Raw genomic sequence first — 23866 nt, forward strand, 5'->3', positions numbered from 1 at the left:
CGGAGGCCGAGGGCCGAGGGGGCCGGCGGGTCAGGGCGCCGCGCGGTCGGCGTCCGGCTGCGGAAGGGTGACCCGGAGCTTCGACTGGCCGTGCGGCAGCCGCTCCCAGTCCTCCATGAACCGCGCCTCCAGGCCGTGCCTGCGCGCCAGCCGCACCAGCGTCTCGGTCCGGTAGTAGAAGTCCTCCCGCAGCACCTGGTGCTCGGCGCCCTCCGTACGGTCGAAGGTGAAGTCGAAGAACCCGCCCGGCGCCAGCACCCGCCCCACGTGCGCCAGGCACTCGTCGATCACCTCCGGCGGCGAGTGCGAGAACACGCTGTGCGCGTGCACCACCGTGAACCAGCCGTCCGGCAGGAAGTCCAGCGTCAGGTCGTCCACCGGCGTCAGGTAGGGCATCCGGTCCTGCAGCCCGTACCGCACCAGCGTCCTCTTCGCCTCGATCAGGATGTCCGGCGAGATGTCGATCCCGTAGTAGTGGCCCGGCTCCAGGTGCTCGATGAACCGCCAGCCCGCCCGCAGGTTGCCGCACCCGATCTCCAGCATCCGGTCCTGCGGGCGCAGCCCGTGCTCCACCAGGTAGTCGAACTGCATCCGGCCGATGGCCAGCCACCGCTCCCGCGAAGGCCCCCCGCCCACCGCCGCCTCCGGGCTGCGGGCCGTGTCGCTCGCCATCACCGCCCGGTAGTACGCGACGTGGTCGCCGCCGCTGCGCAGCCGCAGCCACAGGTCACGGCCCGCCCGCCGCACGTACGGCACGACCCGCTCCGGGTGCCGCAGCGCGTAGCGCACCTTGTACGACGGCCTCGACCGGTCCGTCCACGGCCGTGCGAACCCGCTCCGTGGCATGGTGCCCTCCTCGATGTGCCCCCGCGTACCGGACGTCTGCCGGTCCACCGTGCACCCGGGGGCGCGCGGGGCGGCGGGGACACGCCGCGCTACGCCGCCCAGTGCCCCGGGCGCCGCAGCGTGGCGGGGATCCGCGTCGCGCCGTCGCCCCGGGCGGCGGTCAGCTGGGGCTGCGTCAGGAACAGCGCCCCGGTCAGGTCGGCGCCGGACAGGTCGGCGTCCCGCAGGTCCGCGCCGATCAGGTCGGCCTCGCGCAGGTCGGCGCCGGACAGGTCGGCGGCGATCAGGTAGGCGCCGCGCAGGCTGGCGCCCCGCAGCTTCGCGCCGCGCAGCCGCGCCCCCATCAGGTCGGCACCCCGGTGGTCCCTGCGGCGCCCCGGCACACCGGACCTGGCCAGCTCGCTGGCGCGCAGCAGCAGGACGTTCACCTCCGCCCGCAGCGCCGGCACGTCCAGCGCCAACAGGGCCTGAGCGTCGCCGCGGGTCAGGGCGTCGATCGCGTCGTGGTGGCGGCGCAGCTCCCGGTGCACGGGCCGCGCCGCCGCGAGGTCCAGCGCCTCCGCCGCGTACCGCAGCAGCTCGTGCAGCTGCCGTACGACGGGGAACACCGCGAACATCGTGCGCGCCGAGTCCGGCTCGGCCCGCCAGTCGCGGCCGCCGAACGTCACCTGGGACACCTTCTGCCCGGCCCCCAGGCAGTCGAAGACCGTGCAGCCCGTGTAGCCGCTGTCGCGCAGCCGCGCGTGGATGCCGCAGCGGAAGTCGCCGCCGAGGTTCCCGCAGGGCGTGCCGGCGGGCTTGTCGGCGGCGAAGTCGGCGGACCTGGCGAAGGGCAGCGCCACACAGCAGAGCCCGAAGCAACTGGCGCAGTCCGCCCGCAGGTCGGCTCGGTCGGTGTGCGGGGTGCGGGGGGACACGGCGGGTGGTCTCCTACGGGCTGTGCGGCGGCGCCCGACGGGGCGTACGGACGTGCCCATTGTCCCCTTCCCGGGGAAGCGGCCCGCACCGGCCGCCCCCCCCGGGGGGGCGGTCAGGGGGCGGCGGTGGCGGCGCGGGTCCGGTCGATGACCGTGTCGAGGAGGGACAGCAGCACGTCGCGCACGTCGGTGCGGGCCCGGGCGTCGAGCATCAGCACGGGCGTCCCCGGGTCGCGCAGCCGCAGCGCCGCCCGGATCTCGTCGGCCGTGTACGGCTGCTCCCCGTGGAAGCAGTTCGCGCCGACCACGAACGGCAGGCCGCGGTTCTCGAAGAAGTCCACGGCCGGGAAGCTCCGCTCCAGCCGCCGGGTGTCCACCAGGACGACCGCGCCGAGCGCCCCGTGCAGCAGGTCGTCCCACATGAACCAGAAGCGCTCCTGGCCAGGTGTCCCGAACAGGTACAGGACCACCCCGGCGTCGGCCAGGGTGATCCGGCCGAAGTCCATCGCCACGGTGGTCGCCGTCTTCGCCTCGATGCCGTCGAGGTCGTCGACGCCGATCCCGGCGGCCGTCAGCCGCTCCTCGGTGCGCAGCGGCTCGATCTCCGACACGGCCTCGACCAGGGTCGTCTTGCCGACCCCGAAGCCGCCGGCGACGAGGATCTTGACGGGGGCCGGCTCCTGGCGGGCGGCTGCGGGGTCATATCCGGGCAAGGTTGTCCCTGATTCTCATGAGCAGGTGGACGTCGATGGTCTCGGCCCCCTCCAGCGGCGGCCGGTGACGGAGGAGCCCGCGGTCCGCGAGCTCGCCGAGCAGGAGCGTCATCGGGGTCAGCCGCATGCCCATCCGCGCGGCGACCTCGGCGACCGCCCGCCCGTCGGGGGGCGGGCACAGGGCGAGGACGTGCTGCCACTCGGTGGGCAGCCCGTCGTGGGCGTCGTCGCCCTCACCGACGGCCGCCGTGATCGTCGTGTCCATCGTGAGGACGGTCCGGGGCGCGGCCGTGCGGCCGTCGGTGAGGGCGTACAGCCGCGGCCGGCGGCCCGAACGCCGCGGCTCGTCGGCCATTACGCGTCGGTCGGCGACGGAGGCGTCTGGGCGCGCTCCGGCGTGGCCAGCCACTCGCCGAGCGCCTGGGCGGTCCGTACGGCCTCACCGCCGAGCTCGCCGAGACGCGCCTTGCGGGACGTGACCACGACGAGGGTGCTGCCCTCGCCGCACCCCACGATGCACAGGTACCGGTCGTCCATCTCGACCAGCTGCCGGATCACCCGGCCGCCGTCGACCTCGCGGGATATCGCCTTCATCGTGGAGGCGATGCCCGAGGCGGCCGCGGCGACGCGCTCCGCCTGCGGGCGGTCCAGCAGGTAGGCGCTGAGCATGAGGCCGTCGTTGGACAGCAGCACGGCGCCCTGGACGCCGGCGATCCTGCTGAGGTTGTTGTCCAGGACGCTGTAGATCATGTCGTTCGTCGTTGTCATGGCTGATCCTGTCGGAGTTCCGCTTCCACTTTCCGGGTCCCGTCTTCGTAGTCCGCCCAGGCGTCGGCCACCTCTTCGGGGGACGCCTCGGCATGGTCCGGTCCGCCGGAGCCGGTGTCCCGGGCGCCGGCGTCGTCCGCGGCCGTCCGCGGGACGCGCAGTTGCTCGGCCAGGTGCGTCTGCGGTACGCGCTCGGGCAGGGCGGGCCGGGCGCCGCCGTCCGTCGTGGCGCGTGCGGCCCGCGGGGCCGGCACGGGCCCCGCGCCGCCGTCCGCCCTGTCCGTCCCGGTCGTTCCGGCCGCCGCGTCCGCCGTGTCGGAGGGGGCGTCGGGGGCCGGGCGCGGCCGCGAGGGGAGGGGCGGGGGAGCGAGGGAGGACGCGGCGGGCCGTACGGGCTCCTGCGCGGTGGGGACGAGCAGCCGCTCCGGGACGACCACCACGGCGGACGTGCCGCCGTACACCGACCGGCGCAGCGTCACCGTCGCGCCCAGCTGGTCGGCGAGGTGGCCGACCACGAAGAGGCCCAGCCGGTGCGCGTTCTCCGCGAGCACCGCGTACGGCGGCGCCGAGTGCAGGCGCGCGTTCATCTCCGCGTACCGCTCGGGGCTCACGCGTGGGCCCCGGTCCTCGACCTCGACGGACAGGCCGTCGGCGACCAGCTCGGCCCGGACGACCACCCGCGACCGGGGCGGCGAGAAGCGGGTGGCGTTGTCCAGCAGCTCCGCCAGCAGGTGGCTGACCTGGCTGATGACGCGCGCCTCCACACTGACCTCGTCCAGGGCCTGACGGTCGATCCGGCGGAACTCCTCCACCTCGGCCGCCGCCTCGCGCAGCAGGTCGGCGACGCGCATCGGCTCGGTGTGCGGGTCGGGGACCTCGCCGCCCGCGAGGATCAGCAGGTTCTCGATCTGGCGCCGCATGCCGACCGTCAGCTGGTCCGTCTTCATCAGCCCCGCCAGCAGCTCCTCGTCGCCGCCGAAGGCGTCCTGGAGCTCCTCGGTCAGCGCCAGCTGACGGCTGACCAGGTTGCCGGTGCGGGACGCGATGCCCGAGGCGAAGCTGCCGAAGCCGTGGCGCTCCGCCGCCAGCTGCCGGTGGCCGTCCACGGACACGGCGACGACCCGGGCGAAGGCGTCGCTGATCCGCCCGACCTCGTCCCGCTCGCCGCGCACGGCCGGCAGGGCGTCGTCGTCGACCGGCCGGCCCTCCCGCAGCCGCGCCACGACGTCCGGCAGGGTGGTCTCGGCGACCCTCACCGTGCGGTCGTGCAGCAGGCGCAGCCTGCGCAGCACCAGGCGGGTGGTGGCCGCGACGATGCCCACGACGGCGAGCAGGGCCCCGGTGCTGACGGCGATCAGCCAGGCGACCTCGGTCTCCAACGCGGTGGCCTTCGCGTCGCCGTGCGCGAGCAGGCCCCGTATCCGCGAGGAGTTCAGCGCCTCCAGGTGGGGGCCCCACGCCGCCCGGGCGGTGGCCCAGCCGGCCGCGTCGCGGGGCAGCCGCACCCTCGTCGCCAGGTCCTTGTGGTCGGACAGGGCGCGGTTCTCGATGCGCGTCTTCGTCTGCCACGCCCCGGAGCCGATGAGCCGCGCGTACCGCTCGGCGTCCTCGGGCGGCAGGTACGGCACGACCCACCGGTCGTACAGGTACCGGTGCGCGCCGACCAGGTTGACGAACTCCGCGAACCGGGGGGCGGGCAGCTCCCGCGACGGGCCGGCCAGCGCGATCGACGCGTCCTGCTGCGCCAGCATCTCGGCGGCCGAGAACAGGGTGATGACGACCTGGCTCTCCTGCGACAGCTCGCCGTCCTCCGTGTGGCTGAAGGCGTCCTGGTAGAAGCGGATCATCTGGCCGATCAGCCCGTTGTAGTAGGCGAGCGTGCCGTCCGGGCCGCCGGTGCGGGAGTCCGCCCGCTCCCGCTGCGCGCCCAGTTCGTCGAGGCCCGCCAGTACTTCGAGGATCCGCCGGTCGGCCTCCTCGGAGCCGGTGCCCCCGCGTGCCGCGGCGCGGCGGAACGCGGCGTCCGCCCGGTCCGTGGCGGTCCGCCGGGCGTGCAGGGCGGCCTCGGAGGCGGACGCGTCGGACCACCGCGCGACCGTGGCCGTGCGCTCCGCCTGCATCCCGGTCATCAACGCGTGCAGGGGCAGGCCGATCCGCTCACCGGCGGCCACGTCGGAACGCAGGTGCCCCGACCGTTCCAGCAGCCGGTCGGCGGTCACCGTGACCTGGGCGGCCATCGCGAGGCTCGGCACGACGGCGAGCAGGACGAGCAGCGTGCGCAGGCGCACGGCGCGCCGTCGGCGGCGGGGCGACGGGCTGTGTGCGCCCCGGGGTTCTCTATCGGACATCGGCCCTCGGGAGCGGGAGGCGGGAGTGGGACGGGACGGTGACCGGCTTCGGCGCAGCCCTGGGGAGGGCCGGGGGACCGCCGGTCCGGCTCCGGTGAGCGTGGGGGTGCCGATCATAACCAGCCGGATCCGGTTCGGGGCATGTTGTCGTCATGATCGGAACGTGGTATTCCGGGCGCGTTCCGTGGCCGTACGCGACCGCCTGCGCTCGGGCAGGGGGCGCGAGGGCCCCGCGCGGACCGCTCAAGACGGAGGCCGGACCGGTACGGCGCGCAGCATCCCGCCCCGCTCCCGGGACTCGGCCACCACGCGCACCCCGAAGCCGCGGCTCACCCGGTCCAGGGTGGCCCGCAGCCAGTCGCGCTCGGCGTCCGACGCCTGCTCCAGGCGCAGCCGCCGCGCCCGCACGGGGGCCATCCGCAGCGCGGCCAGCCGGCCCGTGTCCGGCTCCAGCGCCGCGAGGTACAGCAGGCGCAGGTCGTCGCGGTACTCCTCGTACCCGGTGATGCCCTCGTAGTCGTCGACGAGGTCGCCGCAGCCGTACAGGACCAGCTTCCCCCGGTACACCTCCAGCGGGCGCGGGTGGTGCGACGAATGGCCGTGCACCACGTCGACCCCGCCGTCGACCAGCGCGTGCGCGAACCGCACCTGACCCTCCGTCACCCCGTACCCCCAGTTGGAGCCCCAGTGCACGGAGACCACCACCAGGTCGCCGGGCCGCCGCGCCCGGCGCACCCGGCGCACGACGGCCCCGGCGGCGGCCCCGGTCGCGGCCGGCACGAGGTCCACCCCGGGCCGGCCGGGCGCGGCCGCCCACTCCTCGGGCACGCCGCTCGACGGCATCCCGCACGCGAACACCAGCACCCGCCGCCCGCCGTCCGGGCCGGGCAGGGGGACGGCGGCGGGGCGGCGCGCCCCGGCGAGGTCCCGGCCGGCGCCCGCCGTCCGCAGCCCCGCGGCGGCCAGCGCGTCGAGGGTGTCCAGCAGCCCCTGCCGGCCGAAGTCCAGGACGTGGTTGTTGGCGAGCACGCAGACGTCGGGCCGGGCGGCGGCCAGCGACGGCAGGTTCTCGGGCGTCATCCGGTAGTGCACCGCCTTGCCCGGCTCCGGGGTGCCGCGGCGGGTGACGCTCGTCTCCAGGTTCACCACGCGCACCCCCGGCGCCGCCTCGTCGAGCAGCGGCAGCGCCACGCCCCACGGCCAGGACGGGGCGGCCGGGCGGGGCACGGGACCGTGCGCGGCCTCGGCGAGCGCCACGTACGCGCGGGCGTCGCCGACGTACTCCTCCCACAGCGTGGGGTCGCCGGGGTGGGGCAGGATCTGGTCGACTCCGCGCCCGAGCATCACGTCGCCGCAGAGGAACAGGGTCACCGCCGACTCCCCGCCCATGCCTCCACCGTAGACCGCCCACCCCGGCGGTCGGACACGTGTGCGGGCACCGCTATGATCACGCGCGGCAAGCCCGTAGCGCAGAGGTCGTCGCGCCCGAGCATCAAGCTGGAGGACGTCGGTTCGAATCCGACCGGTCTTGCCGCCTTCCCCTCGTGGACGACGTCGAACGCCGGGCACCGGCGAAGGAAACCGGTGGAGTGGTGATGACGGAGCCGACCCCTTCCCCCCGGCGCGCGGCCGCGCCCGAGCGGGGAACCCCCGTGCGCTGCCCGGCGATCGAGCACCCCGACCTGCCGCTCGCCGACCCGGCCGCCCTCGACCCGCTGCTCGTCCGGCTCGCCTCCGCCGGCCCGGTCGGCGCCGACGAGACGTACCCGCTGGGCACCCTGCGCGCGGACGGCCGCGTCGACCTGTGCAAGCAGGGCCTCGGCCCGGACGGCGCCGCCCGCCTGCTCCCCGCCGCGGCCGCCTCCCCGCACGCCGCGCACCTCCTGCTGGGCACCAACGCCATCGGCGACGACGGCGCCCGCACGGTGGCCGCCGCCCTCCGCGAGGGCCACGGCCTGCACACCCTCTACCTCGGCTGCAACCGCATCGGCCCCGAGGGCGCCGCCGCCCTCGCCGGCCGGCTCGCGGACGACGCCACCGTCCGCGCCCTGTGGCTCAAGCGCAACCCGGTCGGCGACGACGGCGTACGGGCCCTCGCCGCCGCCCTGCGCCGCAACACCGCCCTGCGCACCCTCGACCTCGTCAACACCGGCCTCACCACGGCCGGCCTGCGCGCCCTCCTCGACGCGCTCACCGGCCGCGACCGCCCCGTCGAGCGGCTCTTCCTCGGCGGCAACGGCCTCACCGCCGACGCCGCGCCCCTCCTGGCCGCGCTCGCCCGCGACGCCGGCGTGCGCGAGCTGTACCTGCCCGCCAACCACCTCGGCGACGACGGCGCCGCCGTCCTCGCCGGGGCCGCCGACCCGGGCCGCCCCCTCCGCCTCGGTCTCGGCGGCAACGGCGTCGGCCCCGCGGGGGCCCGCTCCCTCGCCGCCGCCCTCGACGGCGTCGAGACCCTGGACCTGGGCCGCCCCCGATCGGAGCGGAGCCTCGGCGCGCCCCCCAACCACACCGGCGACGACGGCGCCGCCGCCCTCGCCGCGGCCCTGCCCGGCAGCCCCCTGCGCCGCCTCGAACTCCGCCACACCGGGCTCACCGGACGCGGCGCGAAGGTGCTCCTGGCCGCCGTCCCCGACGACTCGCCGCTGGAGTACGTCGGTCTCGGCCCCGGCCTGCCCCGCCGGGTGAAGCGTTCCTTCCACCAGCGCCTGCGCCCGTCCGCCGGATCGGCCCACCCCGACCTGCGCGCGATAGGGAGTGTCCACCGGTGAGCCTCCCGCGCCCCGACGAGGCGAGCTCCTGGCAGCGTGCCCGCCGCTACGCGGTGCCCCGGTGGATGATCGAGCGGGCCACCGCGCACCGCCTCGCCGGGGACTGGGCCGCCGCCTGCGCCACCGCCCACGTCGACCTCGCCTTCGACCCGGCGGGCGTCGCCGGCCGGCACGGCGCGGACACCGCCGCCGCGCTCCTCGACGACCTGCGCCACCTCGCCCCCGACCTGCTGCGCTGGCACCTGCCCCGGGTCCTCGGCGGCCGGACGACCCTCGCCCCCGACCTGGACGTCGTCCTCGCCGCGTACGGGCCGCCCGGCGGGCACGGCCCCCACCTGTACGTCACCACCCCGCCCATGGTCGCCGGCCCGCAGCGCCTCACCCTGCGCCTCGGGACGCCCCGCCGCGCCCGGCCGGGCTTCCCCGCCCCCACCCACGACTGGACGGCCGCCCGCCACCTGTGGGACGCCCGGCGCGCCGGCGAACTGCGCGAACGGGTGGGCGGCGGCCCGGACCGGGCTCCGTTCTGCCACGCCGACGGCACCCTGCGGTCCGCCGTCGAACTGCCCACCGCCGACCCCGGCCCCGGCGACCCGGCCGGGCGCGGCGAATGGATCGACCTGGCCTTCGACGCGGGCGACTTCGAGGCCGCGTTCGCCGCGGCGGGCATCGACTACGACCCGACACCGCCGCCCTCCCGCCACCGCGCCCCCGCCGTCGGCCCCGGCGGACTCCTGGGGAGCCGCGCGACGGACGTCGCCCGGGTCGCGGCCGAGGTGCGGCGCCTCGCCGCCCACGGACGCGGCGACCGCTTCACCGTTCCGCTCGGCTGGCGGACCGTCATCCTGTTCGAACCCACCGGGCCCGGACCGGACGCGCCGGTCCGGATCCGGCAGGTCACGCGCGAGACCGTGGAGGGCGCGCCCGCCCTCGCGGAGGCGCACTGGCGGCGCCTGCCCGACCTCGACCTGCTGCGCGGCGGCAGGGTGACGCCCCGGGAACTGCACCCGCTCGTCGCCCGCTCCCTGTTCCCCGCCCTCGACCCGCAGGGGCCCGGGACGGGGCCGGCGCCGGCGTACGGACCACCCGGCCCCGACGCGCCCGAGCCGGTCCGCGTGCGCTGCCGCGGCGAGTGGCACCGGGTCGTGTTCCGCGACGGCGCCCTCCACATGCCGCACACCGGGGAGGAGCAGCGCCGCGAGCGGGCGCTGCGCGCCTTCGGCGGCGCCGTGACCGGCTGCTTCGCCGCCCAGCAGGCATGGACCTCCCGCGGCTCCCGGCTCCCCAAGGCGCTGCGGGCCCAGCGGCGGGACCTGTTCCTGCGCGCCCAGCACGGCGACACCCCCGGGGTGACCGCGCTCCTGGACGCGGGCCTCGACCCGCACGTCCGCGACGCCGACGGCCGCACCCTCCTGCACGCGCTGAACCTCCTGGACCACGAGGCGCTGCTGCCCCGGCTGCTGGCGGCGGGCCTGGAGCTGGAGGCGCGGGACGTCCTCGGCCGCACCCCGCTGTTCACCGCCGTCAACGACCGGGGGAGCGCCGCCCTCGTCGAGGCGCTGCTGGCCGCCGGCGCCCGCGTCGACGTGGTCGACGGGCAGGAGCGGTCCCTGGCACACCTCGTCCGCATGTACGGCCGCACGGACCTGCGGTCCCTGCGGGAGCGGGTCCTGCGGGACCACCCCGGCCTGGGCGCCTCCTGGTGGGAGCGCTCCGACGACGCGTCCGACCTGTTCGACGTGCCCGACGCGTCTGACGAGCCGAGGCACGAACCGGAGCCGCCGGACGGGCCGGAACCGGAACACGGGCCCGACCCGTTCGGCGGTCCGGGCGGGAGCGGCGGTGCCCCCCGGGGCACCGGGGACGACGACGCGGAGGACGACGCATGACCACCACGACCGCGGCCTCCCCGGTGCCCGGCCCCCTCGCCGCGGCCGACGCCCTCAACGCCCGGCTGGGCGCCACCCGCACCGAGCCCGCCGGCAACCCGCGCCTGGAGGCCCTCGCCCTCGCCGTCACCGCCAACCAGCCCGTGCTCCTCTGGGGCGAGCCCGGCATCGGCAAGTCCGCCGGGATCGGGCAGCTCGCCGCCGGGCTCGGGCTGCCGCTGGAGACGGTCATCGCCAGCGTCCACGAGCCGTCCGACTTCGCGGGCCTGCCCGTCGTCGGCGACGACCCGGCCACGACCGGCGTGCCGATGGCCCCGCCGGACTGGGCGGTCCGCCTCGCCCGCACCGGCCACGGCCTGCTGTTCTTCGACGAGTTGTCGTCCGCCCCGCCCGCCGTGCAGGCCGCGCTCCTGCGCGTCGTCCTCGAACGCCGCGTCGGCAGCCTCCCCCTCCCCGCGTCCGTACGCGTCGTCGCCGCCGCGAACCCGCCCTCCAGCGCCGCGGACGGCTGGCACCTCAGCCCGCCGCTCGCCAACCGGTTCGTGCACCTCCACTGGACCCACGACCCGCGCACGGTCGCCCGCGGCCTGGCCGGCACGTGGCCGGAGTCCGGCGTCCCCGTCGTCGACCCCGCCAAGGCGCCCGGCGCCGTCGCCCGGGCCCGCGGCGCCGTCTCCGCCTTCCTCACCGCCCGCCCCGGCCTCGTCCACCACCTCCCCGAGGACGCCGAGAGCCGGGGCCGCGCGTGGCCCTCGCCGCGCACCTGGGAGATGGCGCTGCGCCTCCTCGCCACCGCCTACGCGACCGGCACCGGCCGGGAGGCCCTGGCCGCCGCGCTGACGGGCGCCGTGGGGGAGGGCGCGGGCATCGAGCTGCTGTCCTACCTGGAGCACCTGGACCTGCCGGACCCCGACCGGGTCCTGGCCGACCCCGACGCGTTCGCTCTGCCCGAGCGGGGGGACCGGCAGCTGGCGTTCCTCATCGCCGTGGTCTCCGCCGTCCGGAGCGACCCGACCCGGGAGCGCTGGGAGGCCGGCTGGGCGGTCCTCGCCAAGGCCGTCGAGGCGGGCGTCCCCGACGTGGCCGCCCGCGCCGCCACCGACCTCGCCGCGATGCGGGAGGCCGACTGGCCCGTGCCGCCCGGCATCGACGGGTTCGTGGACCTGCTCCGGCAGTCCGGCGCCCTGGCCGGCTGAGGCACCCCGCATGGCCGCCCCGCCGCCCGGCCGCCCCGGCACCGCGCCCGCCGCCCTGGACCGGACGAAACTGCTCGCCGCCCGCTACCGCGCGGCGACCGACCGCCCGTACCTGGCGTCGGCGCTGTACGCGCTGACCGTCGTCGAGAGCCACGACGTGCCCACCATGGGCGTGGACCGGCACTGGCGGTGCTACGCGTCACCCGCGTTCGTCGCCGCGACCCCGGTCGCCGAGCTGGCCGCCGTGTGGGTCCACGAGGCCGCCCACCTGCTGCGCGACCACCACGACCGGGCCGGCCGGCTCCCGGCCGCCGACCAGCGCGACCGGTACCGCGTCAACGTCGCCCAGGACTGCGAGATCAACGACGACCTCCTCGCCGACGGCCTGCCCCTGCCGGCCGGCCGCGTGGAGCCCCGCCGCTACGGGCTGCCCGAGGGCCGGCTGTTCGAGGAGTACGTCACCGGGCTGCCGCCCGAGGTGCGGGCCCACGACTGCGGGTCCGGCGCGCACGGGCACCGTTCGCCCTGGGACCTCACCGGACCGGGCGGCCCCGCCCGGATCGGCACCACCGAGGCGCAGGCCCTGCGCCGGGCGACCGCCGAGGCCATGCGCGCCCACCTGCGGGGCCGCGGCACTCTGCCGGGCGGCTGGCGGCGCTGGGCGGAGCAGGTCCTCGAACCGGTCGTGGACTGGCGCCGGGCGCTCGCCGGGGCCGTGCGCGAGGCCGCCGCGTGGGCCGGCGGCGCGGTCGACTACACGTACCGGCGCCCCTCCCGCCGGTCCGCCGCGCTGCGCGGGGTCGTCCTGCCGAGCCTGCGCCGCCCGCTGCCGCGGGTGGCCGTCGTCGTGGACACCTCCGGCTCCATGGGCGACGCCGAACTCGCCGCGGCCATGGCGGAGATCACCGGTGTGCTGCGCGAGGTCGGCGTGCGCGGCAACCGGGTCACGGTCCTCGCCTGCGACGCCGACGTGCACGCCGTGTCGCGGGTGACCTCCGCCGACCAGGTGGAGCTGGGCGGCGGCGGGGGGACCGACCTGCGCGTCGGGATCGGGGCGGCGTTGGCCCGGCGCGACCGGCCGGACGTCGTCGTCGTCCTCACCGACGGGATGACCCCCTGGCCGGACCGCGAGCCGTCGGGCTGCCGGGTCGTGGTGGCGCTGATCGGCCCGTACGCGCCGGAGCCGCCCGGCTGGGCGGAGACGGTGCGCGTCCCGCTGCCGGACGGGGCGTAGCGGCCCGGACCGGCGCGCCGTCAGGTGTCGGCGTCCGCCGGGCGGGGGAGCAGCAGGCCCAGACCGGTCATCCCCGTCCCGAGCGCGAAGTGCAGCCAGTTGTCGGCGGTGTTGACGGGCACGAAGTTCGCGGCGCTGTCCAGGTCGATGATCACCCCGTACACCGACAGCGCCAGGTAGATCAGGCCGCCGACGACGAGGTACGGGCGGGCGTCGGCCGCCCTGCGGGCCGAGACGACGCCGGCGACGCCGAACAGCAGGTGCACGATGTTGTGGAGGATCGACACCTGGAACAGCCCCAGGAGCCTCGCGTCCGACCGGTGGGCGGCGAACGCCATCGTGTCGTAGTCGGTCGTGACCCCGGGCACGAAGCCCAGGGCGCCGATCAGCAGGAAGGCCACCCCCACCAGCAGCGCGGCGCGCCGCACGGGGGAGCCTGGTGTGGACGTCCTACGGTGTGCGCTGGTCATGACGGCCCTTCCACCGGACGGCCGGGGCGGCCGGTCCGTGCTCGCGGCACCCGGCGGGTGCCCCGCCGGGCCCCCGGTCACCAGGGAGCCTATCCACCCCGCCCCGTGTCCGGGCCCCCCGCCACTCCGACGGCGGCACCGGTCACCAGGCCAGGGCCGCCAGGTGCGCGGTGATCCGGGCCCGGTCCCACGCCCCGTCCGCGACGAGGACCCGGTAGCGGCGGGCCAGGGTCCCGCCGGGCGGCAGCACCAGCTCGTCGTGGAACGCGAACGACGGCGCGACCGCCGCGAAGGGCTCGCTGCGGACGAACCAGTGCGCCGGGTGCGCGCCGCCCGCGCCGGTGTGGTCGTTCTCCGGGGCGTGCGCGAAGACGAGCGTGGCGTGCCCGTCGACACCGTCGTGCTCCCCGGTGTACGCCAGCCACTCCGCCTCGGCCCCCATCAGGGCGTCGCCCTCGGAGTCCGGACCGAGGACCGCGCCGCCCCGGAAAGCCCGGGGGCCGCGCCAGAACAGCCCGGTGTACCCGGCCGCCTCCCGCCCCCGCGTCGTGGGGCTGCCGAACCGCAGCGGCTCGGCGCGCCGGTTGGTCACCGCCGAGGACCAGGTCAGCGCCCAGCAGCCGGCCGCCGGGTCCACGTCGTGGACCTCGATGCGGCGCAGCTCGTCGGCCCACGTCTCCCCGTCGTGCGGGTGCCAGGTCAGCCGCTCCTCGACGGTGGCCCGGCCGCCCCGCGCGTCGAGCCGGTCGAACGACCGGTGCGCCATGGACCCGACCCGCTCCGGCAGGGCGACGTACCCCTCGCCCGACACGTACGTGTCGCCGCCCCACAGGTTCTGCCCGGACAGGTACGAGGCCGTCATCTGCAGGCCCTTGTGCCAGCGGTGGTCGTTCGGCCGGTACCCGGTGACGGTGTGCCCGGCCAGGGTGCGCAGCGGGTGGGCGTACGGCTTGGGGGCCTCCCAGGCGGCCTCGGGCCGGTACACGTACCGCAGCAGCTCGACCCCGCCCGCCAGGACGGACACGTGGTCGCCGCGCGCGTGCGCGACCCGGGGCGGAAGGCCGCTCACCGGGCGGCCTCCTCGCGCGCCGCCGCCGTGCCGCCGGCCGCGGCGGGGGAGGGAATCGCGGCGGGGGAGGAAGCGGTCGCGGGTGCCCAGCCGGGGGTGCCGCCGTGCAGCGACGTGTGGAACGGGTCGCCCGGACCGATGTCGCCGGCCCGTACCGCCGCCCCGGTGAACGCCGACTTGTACAGGGCGGTGACGAGTTCGAGGCTCTTGCGGCCGTCCGGGCCGCTGCCGCGGGGGCGCCGCCCGGCGCGCAGGTCGGCGAGGAGGCCGCGCAGCTGCGCCAGGTGGGAGCTGGGCTCGTCGGGGCCGAAGTCCCGCCAGCGGGCCGCCTCCTCGGGGTCGACGCCGGGGGCGGGGGTGATGCGCCAGTCGGCGTTGCCGTACCCGTACAGGTGGGTCAGCTCGACGGTGGCGCGCTCGCAGTCGATCCGGACGCGGCTCACCTCGTCGGGGCTCAGCACGCTGTTGACGACCGTGGCCAGCGCCCCGCCGGCGAACCGGACCAGTGCCGTGGACACGTCCTCCGTCTCCACGTCGTGGACGAGCCGCCCGGCCATGGCGCGGATCTCCTCCCACGGGCCGAGCAGGTCGAGCAGCAGGTCCATCTGGTGGATGCCGTGCCCCATGGACGTCCCGCCGCCCTCGGTGTCCCAGCGGCCGCGCCACGGCACCGCGTAGTAGTCGGCGTCGCGGTACCAGGTGGTCTGGCAGTGGGCGACCAGCGGCCGGCCCAGCGCGCCCCGGGCGAGCAGCCGCCCGACGTGCCGGGCGCCGGACCCGAAGCGGTGCTGGAAGACGATCGCCGCGTACGGGCCGGGTCCCGGGCCCGCGCCCTCCGCCGCCTCCATCGCGTCGAAGTCGGCCAGCGAGGGGCACGGCGGCTTCTCGCACCACACCCACGCCCCGGCGCGCAGCGCGGCGACGGTCTGGTCGCGGTGGAAGCGGGGCGGGGTGCACAGCACGACCAGGTCCGGCCGCCGTTCGGCGAGCATCAGGTCGTGGTCCGTGTACGCGTGCGGGACACCGGCCTCCCGGCAGAACGCGGCGACCGACCCGGCGTCCACGTCGCACGCGGCCACCACCTCCAGCGGCTGCTCGGCCGCGAGCGCGGCGAGGGCCGGCAGGTGGCCGTGCCGGGCGATGGCCCCGGTCCCGACGACGGCGACGCGGACGGTGTCCGAACGGAACGTCACCCCACCCCCCAGACGTGCAGTAAGCGCTTTCTCGCGACGGGGAGAACCTAGGTCCGGGACGGCTCCCCGTCAAGACCGGGGGAGGGGGCGGGGGGCGCCGGGTCCGGCCGGCGGGTCAGGCCGTCAGCCTGCCCGGCAGCCAGCGCAGTTGCGCCGCCTGCTGGTACGCCTCGCCGCCCTCGTGGTCGTTGAAGGCGTACACCTCGATCCGCTTGTCGTCCGGGGCGTACGCGTTGAACGCCGCGAACACCGTCGACGGCGGGCACGTCAGGTCCTCCAGCGCGGCGGAGAACAGCGCCGGCGCCGTCGCGCGCGCCGCGAAGTGCACCCCGTCGAAGTAGGCGAGGGTCCGCGCGACCCGCTCGACCCTCCCGCGGTGGGTCTTCAGGTACTGGCCGATCTCCCGGTACGGGTGGCGGTCCGTCACCGTCGTCGCGCGCGGGAAGTCGCACAGGAACGGCACGTCGGGCGCGACCGCCGCCAGGTCCGGCACCAGCCCGGCCACGGCCAGGGTGATCCCGCCGCCCTGGCTCGTCCCGGTCACCGCCGTGCGCGAGGCGTCCGCCAGCGGGTGCGACCGGGCGGCCTCCACGGCGCGCACCGCGTCGGTGAACACCCGCCGGTAGTAGTACGCCGACGGGTCCTCGACGCCCCGCGTCATGAAGCCGGGCACGGCGGGGCCGCTGCCCACCGGGTCGGGGGTGTCCCCGCCCGCCCAGCCGCTGCCCTGGCCCCGGGTGTCCATGACGAAGTGCGCGAACCCGGCCGACGCCCACAGCAGGTGGGTGTGGGGCAGGCCGCGCCCGCCGCCGTACCCGACGAACTCGACGACGACCGGCACCGGTTCGGTCACCCCGGCGGGTATGACGAACCAGCCCTTGACGGGGTGGCCCCCGAAGCCGGCGAAGGTGACGTCGTGCACCTCCACGGTGGCGAGACCGGTGTCGACCGGTTCGAAGCGCGCGCCGAGCGGGTGGGACCGGACCTCCTCCAGCGTCTCCGCCCAGAACGCGTCGAAGTCCTCGGGCTCGACGGACGAACTCCGGTAGGTGCGCAGCTCGTCGAGCGGCAGATCGAAACGTGCCATCGGGGCATCCTTCTTGATCATCGGAATCGGACGAGCGCACCCTACGCGGCCCGGTCGTGTCCCGGCAGGGGCCTTGCGGCGCGCTCGGGCGAGCTGCTACCCATTGGTTAGGAAAGTTTCCTTCCAGTCCTCGGCTCTCAGCCCCATCCGCATCGGAGACCCCATGAGAACGGCACGGACCTGGACACGCGGGCTCGGCACGGCAGCCGGCGCCCTCACCACCGCCCTGCTGCTCGGACTCACCACCGCCCCGCCCGCGACCGCCGCCACGACCCACGAGGCCGAGCAGGCGACCGTCTCGGGCGGCACCGTGGCGTCCGACCACGCCGGCTACACCGGCACCGGCTTCGTCGACTACGACAACACCGGCGGCGGCCACGTCGAGTGGCGCGTCGACGCCGCCCGGGCCGGCACCGTCACCCTCACCTTCCGCCACGCCAACGGCTCCGCCGCCGACCGCCCCCTGGACATCGCCGTCAACGGCACGACCACCGCCCGCGCCAAGGCGTTCCCCGCCACGGGCGCCTGGACCACCTGGCGCACGGTCGGCGTCACCGCCTCCCTCAAGGCCGGTGCCAACACGATCCGCGCCACCGCCGGCACCGCCGGCGGACCCAACCTGGACCACCTCGCCGTCACCCCGGCCGCCCCCGGCGACACGGCCACGCCGGCCGCCGTCAACGGCCGGCTGAAGGTCTGCGGCACGAAGCTCTGCAACCAGTACGGCAAGCCCGTCCAGTTGCGCGGCATGTCCACGCACGGCACGCAGTGGTACGCCCGGTGCGTCACGCCCGGCTCCCTCGACGCCCTCGCCGGCGACTGGAAGGCCGACGTCCTGCGCGTCTCCACGTACGTCCAGGAGGGCGGCTACGAGACCGACCCGCGCAAGTACACCGACCTGGTCCACTCCGTCATCGACCAGGCCACCGCGCGCGGCCTGTACGTCATCGTCGACTGGCACATGCTCGACCCCGGCGACCCGTACCACAACCTCAGCCGCGCCAAGACGTTCTTCACCGAGATCGCCCAGCGCCACCGCGGCAGGACGAACCTGCTGTACGAGATCGCCAACGAGCCCAGCGGCGTGAGCTGGTCCCGGATCAAGGGCTACGCCGAGGAGCTGATCCCGGTGATCCGCGCCCACGACCCGAACACCCCGGTCCTCGTCGGCACCCGCGCCTGGTCGTCGTTCGGCGTCTCCGAGGGCGCGAACGAGTCGGAGGTCGTGGCCGCCCCGGTGAACGCCTCCAACATCATGTACACGTTCCACTTCTACGCCTCCTCGCACCGCGACGCGTACCTGGCCACCCTCTCCCGCGCCGCCGACAGACTGCCCGTCTTCGTCACCGAGTTCGGCACGCAGGACTACGCGGGCGAGGGCGCCGACGACTTCGTCATGGCGCAGCGCTACCTCGACCTGATGGCCGCGAAGAAGATCAGCTGGGTCAACTGGAACTTCTCCGACGACCACCGCTCCGGCGCCGTCTTCAAGACCGGCACCTGCGCGAACGACGGCCCCTGGACCGGCACGGCGTCGCTGAAGCCCGCCGGGGTGTGGGTCCGCGACCGCGTCCGGACCCCGGACGACTTCCCGACGGGCTGACCCGCAGCCCGGCCCCTCCCCGCCCCCGCCCGCCGCGGACCGCTGTGGTCCACTGTGCGGGCGGGGGCCACGGCCGTCCGGCCGCGCGCCCCCCACGCGCGCCCCGGCGCGCCGCGAGCATCCGACAGGAGGAGCAGTGCCCCCTTACCGCCAGCCCGGCGTCGTCCTCACCGACCACCACTTCACCGTCCCCCTCGACCACGCCGACCCCTCCGGCGAGCAGATCGAGGTGTACGGACGCGAAGTCGTCGCCGCCGGACGGGCCGACACGGACCGCCTGCCGTGGCTGGTGTACCTGGAGGGCGGCCCCGGCTGCGCGGCCCGCCGCTTCACCGGCAGGCAGGCGTGGCTGGACCGCGCCGTCCGGGAGTACCGGGTGCTCCTCCTCGACCAGCGCGGCACCGGCCGGTCCACCCGGGCCGACCGGCAGACGCTGCCGCTGCGCGGCGGCCCGGCCGGACAGGCCCGCTACCTGGCCCACTTCCGGGCCGACTCCATCGTGCGCGACTGCGAACTGATCCGCCGCCGGCTCACCGGCGGCGCGCCGTGGACGGTCCTCGGCCAGAGCTTCGGCGGCTTCTGCGCCACCCACTACCTGTCCACCGCGCCCGAGGGACTCGACACGGTGGTCGTCACCGGCGGCCTGCCGTCCCTCGACGCCACCGCCGACGACGTCTACCGCGCCGCGTACCCGCGCATCCGGCGCAAGAACGAGGCGCACTACGAGCGCTACCCGCAGGACGTCGAACGGGCCCGCCGGATCGCCGCCCACCTCGCCGAGCGCCCCGCCGTCCTGCCGGACGGCCACCGGCTGACGGTCGAGGCGTTCCAGTCCCTCGGCATCCTCCTCGGCACCGGTGACGGCAGCCACCAGCTGCACTACCTCCTGGAGGACGCCTTCGTCCGCACCCCTGCCGGCCTCGCGCTGTCCGACGCGTTCCTGGAGGCCGCGCGCTCCCAGCTCTCCTTCGCCTCCCGGCCGCTGTACGCCGTCCTCCACGAGGCGATCTACGCCCAGGGACAGGGTCCGACCGGCTGGGCCGCCGAGCGGGTGCGCGAGGAGTTCCCGGAGTTCGACGCGGCGTCCGCGCTCGCCGGCGACGCCCCGCTCCTGTTCACCGGGGAGACCGTCCACCCCTGGCACTTCGAGGTCGATCCGGCCCTGCGGCCCCTGCGGGAGACCGCCGAGCTGCTCGCCGCCCGCGCCGACTGGCCCGCCCTGTACGACCCGGCGCGCCTCGCCGCGAACACCGTCCCGGTCGCCGCGGCCGTCTACCACGACGACATGTACGTCGACACGGACCACTCCCTGCGCACCGCCCGCGCCGTCCGCGGCCTGCGCACCTGGGTGACGGACGAGTACGAGCACGACGGCGTGCGGGCGAGCGGCACCCGGGTCCTGGACCGGCTCCTGTCCCTGGCCCGCGGCGAGGCCTGACCCTCCCCGCGCGTCCACGCGCGCGTACGGCAGCCGCCGTGGCGCGACGCCGCCCGGCGGGGGCCGGGCCGACCGTATCCTGCGCCCATGAGCGATCAGGAGAACCCACCGACGGACCGTCAGGCGGCCGCCCCGCTGCGGCCGATGCCCGAGGAGTGGCGCAGGGCGCTCGCCGTCGTCGCGCACCCCGACGACCTGGAGTACGGCTGCTCCGCGGCCGTCGCCGGCTGGACCGACGCCGGGCGCGAGGTGGTGTACGTGCTCGCCACGCGGGGCGAGGCGGGGATCGACGGCCTCGCGCCCGCCGTCTGCGGGCCGCTGCGCGAGCGGGAGCAGCAGGCGAGCGCGGCGGTCGTCGGCGTCGGCGAGGTGGAGTTTCTCGACCACCGGGACGGCGTCGTCGAGTACGGGACCGGCCTGCGCCGGGACATCGCCGCCGCGATCCGCCGCCACCGCCCCGAACTGGTCATCACGCTCAACCACCGCGACACCTGGGGCGGGACCGCCTGGAACACCCCCGACCACGTCGCCGTGGGGCGCGCCACCCTCGACGCGGCCGCCGACGCGGGCAACCGCTGGATCTTCCCCGAACTGGCCGAGCGGGGCCTCGAACCGTGGGACGGGGTCCGCTGGGTCGCCGTCGCCGGGTCCTCCCGCCCCACCCACGCCGTCGACGCGCGGCCCGGTCTGGAGCGTGCCGTGCGCTCCCTGCTGGAGCACCGCACGTACATCGAGGCGCTGACGGACGAGGAGCCGGAGGCGTACTGCCGGAGCTTCCTCACCGGTGGCGCCCGGTCGGCCGCCGAGCGGTTCGGCGGCGTGCCCGCCGTCACCTTCGAGCTGTTCCCGCGCTGACCCCGCCCCCGCGGCCGCCCGTACGGCGCGGCGGCCGCGGGGGCGGGGCCCTCCGGTACGGCGGCCGGCCGCACGGTTCCCAGGACGGCAAGCGACCGCTTAGTATGCGACCCACTGCGGTACTGCCCGACTCTTCTGTGGAGGCCCTCATGCAGGCATGGCGCGTGCACCGGAACGGCGAACCGAGCGAGGTGATGCGCCTCGAGGAGACCGATCGGCCCACGCCCGGCCCCGGGCAGCTGCTGCTGAGGGTGCGGGCCGCGAACGTCAACTTCCCGGACGCCCTCCTGTGCCGCGGCCACTACCAGGTGCGCCCGCCGCTCCCCTTCACCCCCGGCGTCGAGATCTGCGCCGAGACCGAGGACGGCCGCCGCGTGATCGCCACGCCCGCCCTGCCGCACGGCGGGTTCGCCGAGTACGCCGTGGCCGACGAGGCCGCCGTGCTCCCCGCGCCCGAGACCCTCGACGACGCCGAGGCCGCCGCCCTGCACATCGGCTACCAGACCGGCTGGTTCGGCCTGCACCGCCGCGCGGGCCTGCGCGAGGGCGAGACCCTCCTCGTCCACGCCGCGGCCGGCGGGGTCGGCAGCGCCGCCGTCCAGCTCGGCAAGGCGGCCGGCGCCCGCGTCATCGGCGTCGTCGGCGGCGCCGACAAGGCCGCCGTCGCCCGCGCCCTCGGCTGCGACACCGTCGTCGACCGGCACACCGACGACGTCGTCACCGCCGTCAAGGAGGCCACCGGCGGCCGCGGCGCGGACGTGGTCTACGACCCGGTCGGCGGCCCCGCCTACGCCGCCTCCGCCAAGTGCGTCGCCTTCGAGGGCCGGATCGTCGTCGTCGGCTTCGCCAGCGGCGACATCCCCGCCCCCGCCCTCAACCACGCCCTGGTCAAGAACTACGCGATCCTCGGCCTGCACTGGGGCCTGTACAACCGCATGGACCCCGCCGCCGTCCGCGAGTGCCACGACACCCTCACCGCCCACGCCGCGAAGGGCCTGATCAAGCCGCTCGTCAGCGAACGCGTCCCCTTCGCCGATGCCGCCTCCGCCGTCCGGCGCGTCGCCGACGGCACCACCACCGGCCGCCTCGTCGTCCTGCCCGGCGCCCCGGAAGGAGCCCCCCGATGACCGTCACCGCAGCCGACCTGCGCGACCGGGTGCGCGCCCTCCTCGCCGCCCACCCGCCCGCCACCACCGCCCGCGCCGACTTCCTGAACGCCCGCTTCGACGCCGGCCTCGCCTGGGTCCACTACCCGCAGGGCCTCGGCGGCCTCGGCGCGCCCCCCGCCCTCCAGGCCGTCGTCGACGCCGAGCTCGCCGCCGCGGGCGCCCCCGACAACGACCCGCGCCGCATCGGCATCGGCCTCGGCATGGCCGCGCCGACGATCCTCGCCTACGGGACCGAGGAGCAGAAGCGCCGCTTCCTGCGCCCCCTGTGGACCGGCGAGGAGGTGTGGTGCCAGCTGTTCAGCGAGCCCGGCGCCGGCTCCGACCTGGCCGCCCTCGGCACCCGCGCCGTCCGCGACGGCGACGGCTGGGTCGTCGACGGGCAGAAGGTGTGGACCTCCAGCGCGCACCTCGCCCGCTGGGCGATCCTCATCGCCCGCACCGACCCCGACGCCCCCAAGCACCGCGGCATCACCTACTTCCTGTGCGACATGACCGACCCCGGCGTGGAGGTCAGGCCCCTGCGCCAGATCACCGGCGAGGCCGAGTTCAACGAGGTGTTCCTCACCGGCGTGCGCATCCCCGACGACCACCGCCTCGGCGAGGTCGGCGACGGCTGGGCCGTCGCCCGCACCACGCTCATGAACGAACGCGTCGCCATCGGCGGCGCCCGCATCCCCCGCGAAGGCGGCATGATCGGGCGCGCCGCCCGCACCTGGCGCGACCGCCCCGAGCTGCGCACCCACGACCTGCACCAGCGCCTCCTCGACCTGTGGGTGGAGGCCGAGGTCGCCCGGCTGACCGGGGAACGGCTGCGCCAGCAGCTCGCCGTCGGCCGCCCCGGCCCCGAGGGCAGCGCCATGAAGCTCGCCTTCGCCCGCCTCAACCAGCAGATCAGCGGCCTGGAGGTGGAACTCCTCGCGCAGGACGGCCTGCTGTACGACGACTGGACGATGCGCCGCCCCGAACTGGTCGACTTCACCGGCCGCGAGGCCGGCTACCGCTACCTGCGCTCGAAGGGCAACTCCATCGAGGGCGGCACGAGCGAAGTACTGCTGAACATCGTCGCCGAACGCGTCCTCGGACTGCCCGCCGAGCCGCGCGACGACAAGGACGTCCCGTGGAAGGACCTCGCGCGATGACGGATCTGCTCTACTCCGAGACCGAGTCGGACCTGCGGGCCGCCGTACGCGCCCTGCTCGCCGACCGTGCCGACCCGGCCACCCTGCCCGCCCGCCTGGAGGGGGACGGCCCGTACGACGCGGAGCTGTGGCGCGCCCTCGCCGGGGAGATCGGCGCCGCCGGACTCCTCGTCCCCGAGGAGCTCGGCGGCCAGGGCGCGAGCCACCGGGAGGCCGCCGTCGTACTGGAGGAGCTGGGCCGCGCGGTGGCCCCGCTGCCCTACCTCACCAGCTCCGTCGTCGCGACCGGGACGCTGCTCGCCCTCGGACCGTCCGACCCGGCCGCGCCGTTGCTCGCCGACCTCGCCGCCGGCCGCCGGACCGCCGTCCTCGCCGTCCCCCTCACCACCGGCCCGGGCGGCCCCGTCCCCACGGAGGGCACGGCCACCGCCGTCGCCGACGCCGCCCTCGCCGACGTCCTCCTCGTCCCGCGCCCCGACGGCCTGTACGCCGTCGACGCCGCGGAGGCCGCCGTCCGGCCGCAGACCCCGCTCGACCTGACCCGTCCCCTCGCCACCGTCACCGTCACGCCCACCGCCTCCGGCACCCGCCTCGCGGACGCCGACGCCTCCCGGGCGGCCGTCCGGGCCGGGCTCCTCGCCGGGGCCGGCCTGCTCGCCTCCGAACAGCTCGGCCTCGCCGAGTGGTGCCTGGAGGAGGCCGTGCGGCACACCCGCACCCGCCACCAGTTCAACCGGCCGATCGGCTCCTTCCAGGCGCTCAAGCACCGCATGGCCGAGCTGTGGCTGGAGGTCACCGGAGCCCGCGCGGCCGCCCGCAACGCCGCCGACGCGCTCGCCACCGGCAGCCCCGAGGCGCCCCTCGCGGTGGCCGTCGCCCAGGCGTACTGCGCCCGCGTCGCCGTCCACGCGGCGGAGGAGTGCGTACAACTGCACGGCGGCACCGGCATGACGTGGGAGCACCCGGCGCACGTCCACCTCAAGCGCGCCAAGGCCGACCAGCTCGCGTACGGGGCGGCCGGCCACCACAAGAGCGCCCTCGCCGCCCTCGTGGACCTGCCCGCCCCCACCCCGTAAGAGGCCCTTGGCGACACACCCCTGTACATACTGTTTAATTGCGAGACGTTCGCAACAACAGTTGATCTTTCACAAGGGGTGTGGC

Annotated in this window: 21 protein-coding genes; 10 read left to right on the plus strand and 11 right to left on the minus strand. The window is 76.4% G+C overall.

The window, feature by feature from the left end:
- Positions 1–30: 30 nt before the first annotated feature.
- From IE106_RS13385 to IE106_RS13415, 7 genes are all read right to left on the minus strand, one after another.
- Complete coding sequence (locus IE106_RS13385) at positions 31–846, minus strand: class I SAM-dependent methyltransferase (protein WP_189533433.1); 816 nt, start codon at positions 844–846, stop codon at positions 31–33.
- A gap of 89 nt (positions 847–935) precedes the next feature.
- Complete coding sequence (locus IE106_RS13390) at positions 936–1763, minus strand: pentapeptide repeat-containing protein (RefSeq protein ID WP_189533435.1); 828 nt, start codon at positions 1761–1763, stop codon at positions 936–938.
- Positions 1764–1876: 113 nt separating this feature from the next.
- Positions 1877–2476: a GTP-binding protein gene (locus IE106_RS13395; protein WP_189533437.1), complete on the minus strand. Its 600-nt coding sequence runs from the start codon at positions 2474–2476 to the stop codon at positions 1877–1879.
- Positions 2463–2831, minus strand: a complete 369-nt coding sequence (locus tag IE106_RS13400) for a DUF742 domain-containing protein (protein WP_189533440.1) — start codon at positions 2829–2831, stop codon at positions 2463–2465. The genes IE106_RS13395 and IE106_RS13400 overlap by 14 nt, the downstream gene beginning before the upstream one ends.
- A complete protein-coding gene (locus tag IE106_RS13405; RefSeq protein WP_189533442.1) occupies positions 2831–3244 on the minus strand; it encodes a roadblock/LC7 domain-containing protein in 414 nt (137 codons plus the stop codon). Before IE106_RS13405 ends, IE106_RS13400 begins: the two co-directional genes overlap by 1 nt.
- On the minus strand, positions 3241–5532 hold the full coding sequence (locus IE106_RS13410; RefSeq protein WP_229840381.1) for a sensor histidine kinase: 2292 nt from the start codon (positions 5530–5532) through the stop codon (positions 3241–3243). Before IE106_RS13410 ends, IE106_RS13405 begins: the two co-directional genes overlap by 4 nt.
- Before the next feature lie 303 nt (positions 5533–5835).
- The gene (locus IE106_RS13415) at positions 5836–6981 is read right to left on the minus strand and encodes a CapA family protein (RefSeq protein WP_189533446.1); all 1146 of its coding nucleotides are present in this window, start codon (positions 6979–6981) and stop codon (positions 5836–5838) included.
- 206 nt (positions 6982–7187) lie between these two features.
- Here IE106_RS13415 and IE106_RS13420 point away from each other — a divergent pair, with 206 nt between their 5' ends.
- From IE106_RS13420 to IE106_RS13435, 4 genes are read left to right on the plus strand one after another with little or no spacing between them, the layout of a single operon-like run.
- Positions 7188–8363: a leucine-rich repeat domain-containing protein gene (locus IE106_RS13420; protein ID WP_189533448.1), complete on the plus strand. Its 1176-nt coding sequence runs from the start codon at positions 7188–7190 to the stop codon at positions 8361–8363.
- Positions 8360–10252, plus strand: a complete 1893-nt coding sequence (locus IE106_RS13425; protein ID WP_189533450.1) for an ankyrin repeat domain-containing protein — start codon at positions 8360–8362, stop codon at positions 10250–10252. Before IE106_RS13420 ends, IE106_RS13425 begins: the two co-directional genes overlap by 4 nt.
- The gene (locus IE106_RS13430) at positions 10249–11448 is read left to right on the plus strand and encodes an AAA family ATPase (protein ID WP_189533454.1); all 1200 of its coding nucleotides are present in this window, start codon (positions 10249–10251) and stop codon (positions 11446–11448) included. The genes IE106_RS13425 and IE106_RS13430 overlap by 4 nt, the downstream gene beginning before the upstream one ends.
- A gap of 10 nt (positions 11449–11458) precedes the next feature.
- Complete coding sequence (locus tag IE106_RS13435; RefSeq protein WP_189533456.1) at positions 11459–12682, plus strand: vWA domain-containing protein; 1224 nt, start codon at positions 11459–11461, stop codon at positions 12680–12682.
- 20 nt (positions 12683–12702) lie between these two features.
- Here IE106_RS13435 and IE106_RS13440 read toward each other — a convergent pair whose 3' ends face one another.
- The 4 genes from IE106_RS13440 to IE106_RS13455 all read right to left on the minus strand — a co-directional run bounded on the left by IE106_RS13440 (position 12703) and on the right by IE106_RS13455 (position 16501).
- Complete coding sequence (locus IE106_RS13440) at positions 12703–13152, minus strand: DUF4383 domain-containing protein (protein ID WP_189533457.1); 450 nt, start codon at positions 13150–13152, stop codon at positions 12703–12705.
- A gap of 142 nt (positions 13153–13294) precedes the next feature.
- Positions 13295–14221 (minus strand): DUF6807 domain-containing protein, encoded by a 927-nt coding sequence (locus IE106_RS13445; RefSeq protein ID WP_189533459.1) that lies wholly within the window; start codon positions 14219–14221, stop codon positions 13295–13297.
- Entirely contained in the window at positions 14218–15414 is a 1197-nt protein-coding gene (locus IE106_RS13450; protein ID WP_229840383.1) for a Gfo/Idh/MocA family protein, read from the minus strand. Before IE106_RS13450 ends, IE106_RS13445 begins: the two co-directional genes overlap by 4 nt.
- 115 nt (positions 15415–15529) lie before the next feature.
- A complete protein-coding gene (locus tag IE106_RS13455; RefSeq protein WP_189533461.1) occupies positions 15530–16501 on the minus strand; it encodes an acetylxylan esterase in 972 nt (323 codons plus the stop codon).
- A gap of 163 nt (positions 16502–16664) precedes the next feature.
- Between IE106_RS13455 and IE106_RS13460 the strand changes: the two genes are divergently transcribed.
- From IE106_RS13460 to IE106_RS13485, 6 genes are all read left to right on the plus strand, one after another.
- Positions 16665–18104, plus strand: coding sequence for a cellulase family glycosylhydrolase (locus tag IE106_RS13460; protein ID WP_189533463.1), 1440 nt, complete (start codon positions 16665–16667; stop codon positions 18102–18104).
- Between the two features lie 136 nt (positions 18105–18240).
- On the plus strand, positions 18241–19542 hold the full coding sequence (locus IE106_RS13465; RefSeq protein ID WP_189533465.1) for an alpha/beta fold hydrolase: 1302 nt from the start codon (positions 18241–18243) through the stop codon (positions 19540–19542).
- A gap of 87 nt (positions 19543–19629) precedes the next feature.
- Complete coding sequence (locus IE106_RS13470; RefSeq protein ID WP_189533467.1) at positions 19630–20397, plus strand: PIG-L deacetylase family protein; 768 nt, start codon at positions 19630–19632, stop codon at positions 20395–20397.
- 149 nt (positions 20398–20546) lie between these two features.
- Entirely contained in the window at positions 20547–21524 is a 978-nt protein-coding gene (locus tag IE106_RS13475) for an NADPH:quinone oxidoreductase family protein (protein ID WP_189533469.1), read from the plus strand.
- Complete coding sequence (locus IE106_RS13480) at positions 21521–22705, plus strand: acyl-CoA dehydrogenase family protein (protein WP_189533471.1); 1185 nt, start codon at positions 21521–21523, stop codon at positions 22703–22705. The genes IE106_RS13475 and IE106_RS13480 overlap by 4 nt, the downstream gene beginning before the upstream one ends.
- On the plus strand, positions 22702–23781 hold the full coding sequence (locus tag IE106_RS13485; protein WP_189533473.1) for an acyl-CoA dehydrogenase family protein: 1080 nt from the start codon (positions 22702–22704) through the stop codon (positions 23779–23781). Before IE106_RS13480 ends, IE106_RS13485 begins: the two co-directional genes overlap by 4 nt.
- The last annotated feature ends 85 nt before the right edge of the window (positions 23782–23866 follow it).

Origin of the sequence: Streptomyces roseolilacinus (genome assembly GCF_014649335.1) — a bacterium.
GTDB classification, from domain to species: domain Bacteria; phylum Actinomycetota; class Actinomycetes; order Streptomycetales; family Streptomycetaceae; genus Streptomyces; species Streptomyces roseolilacinus.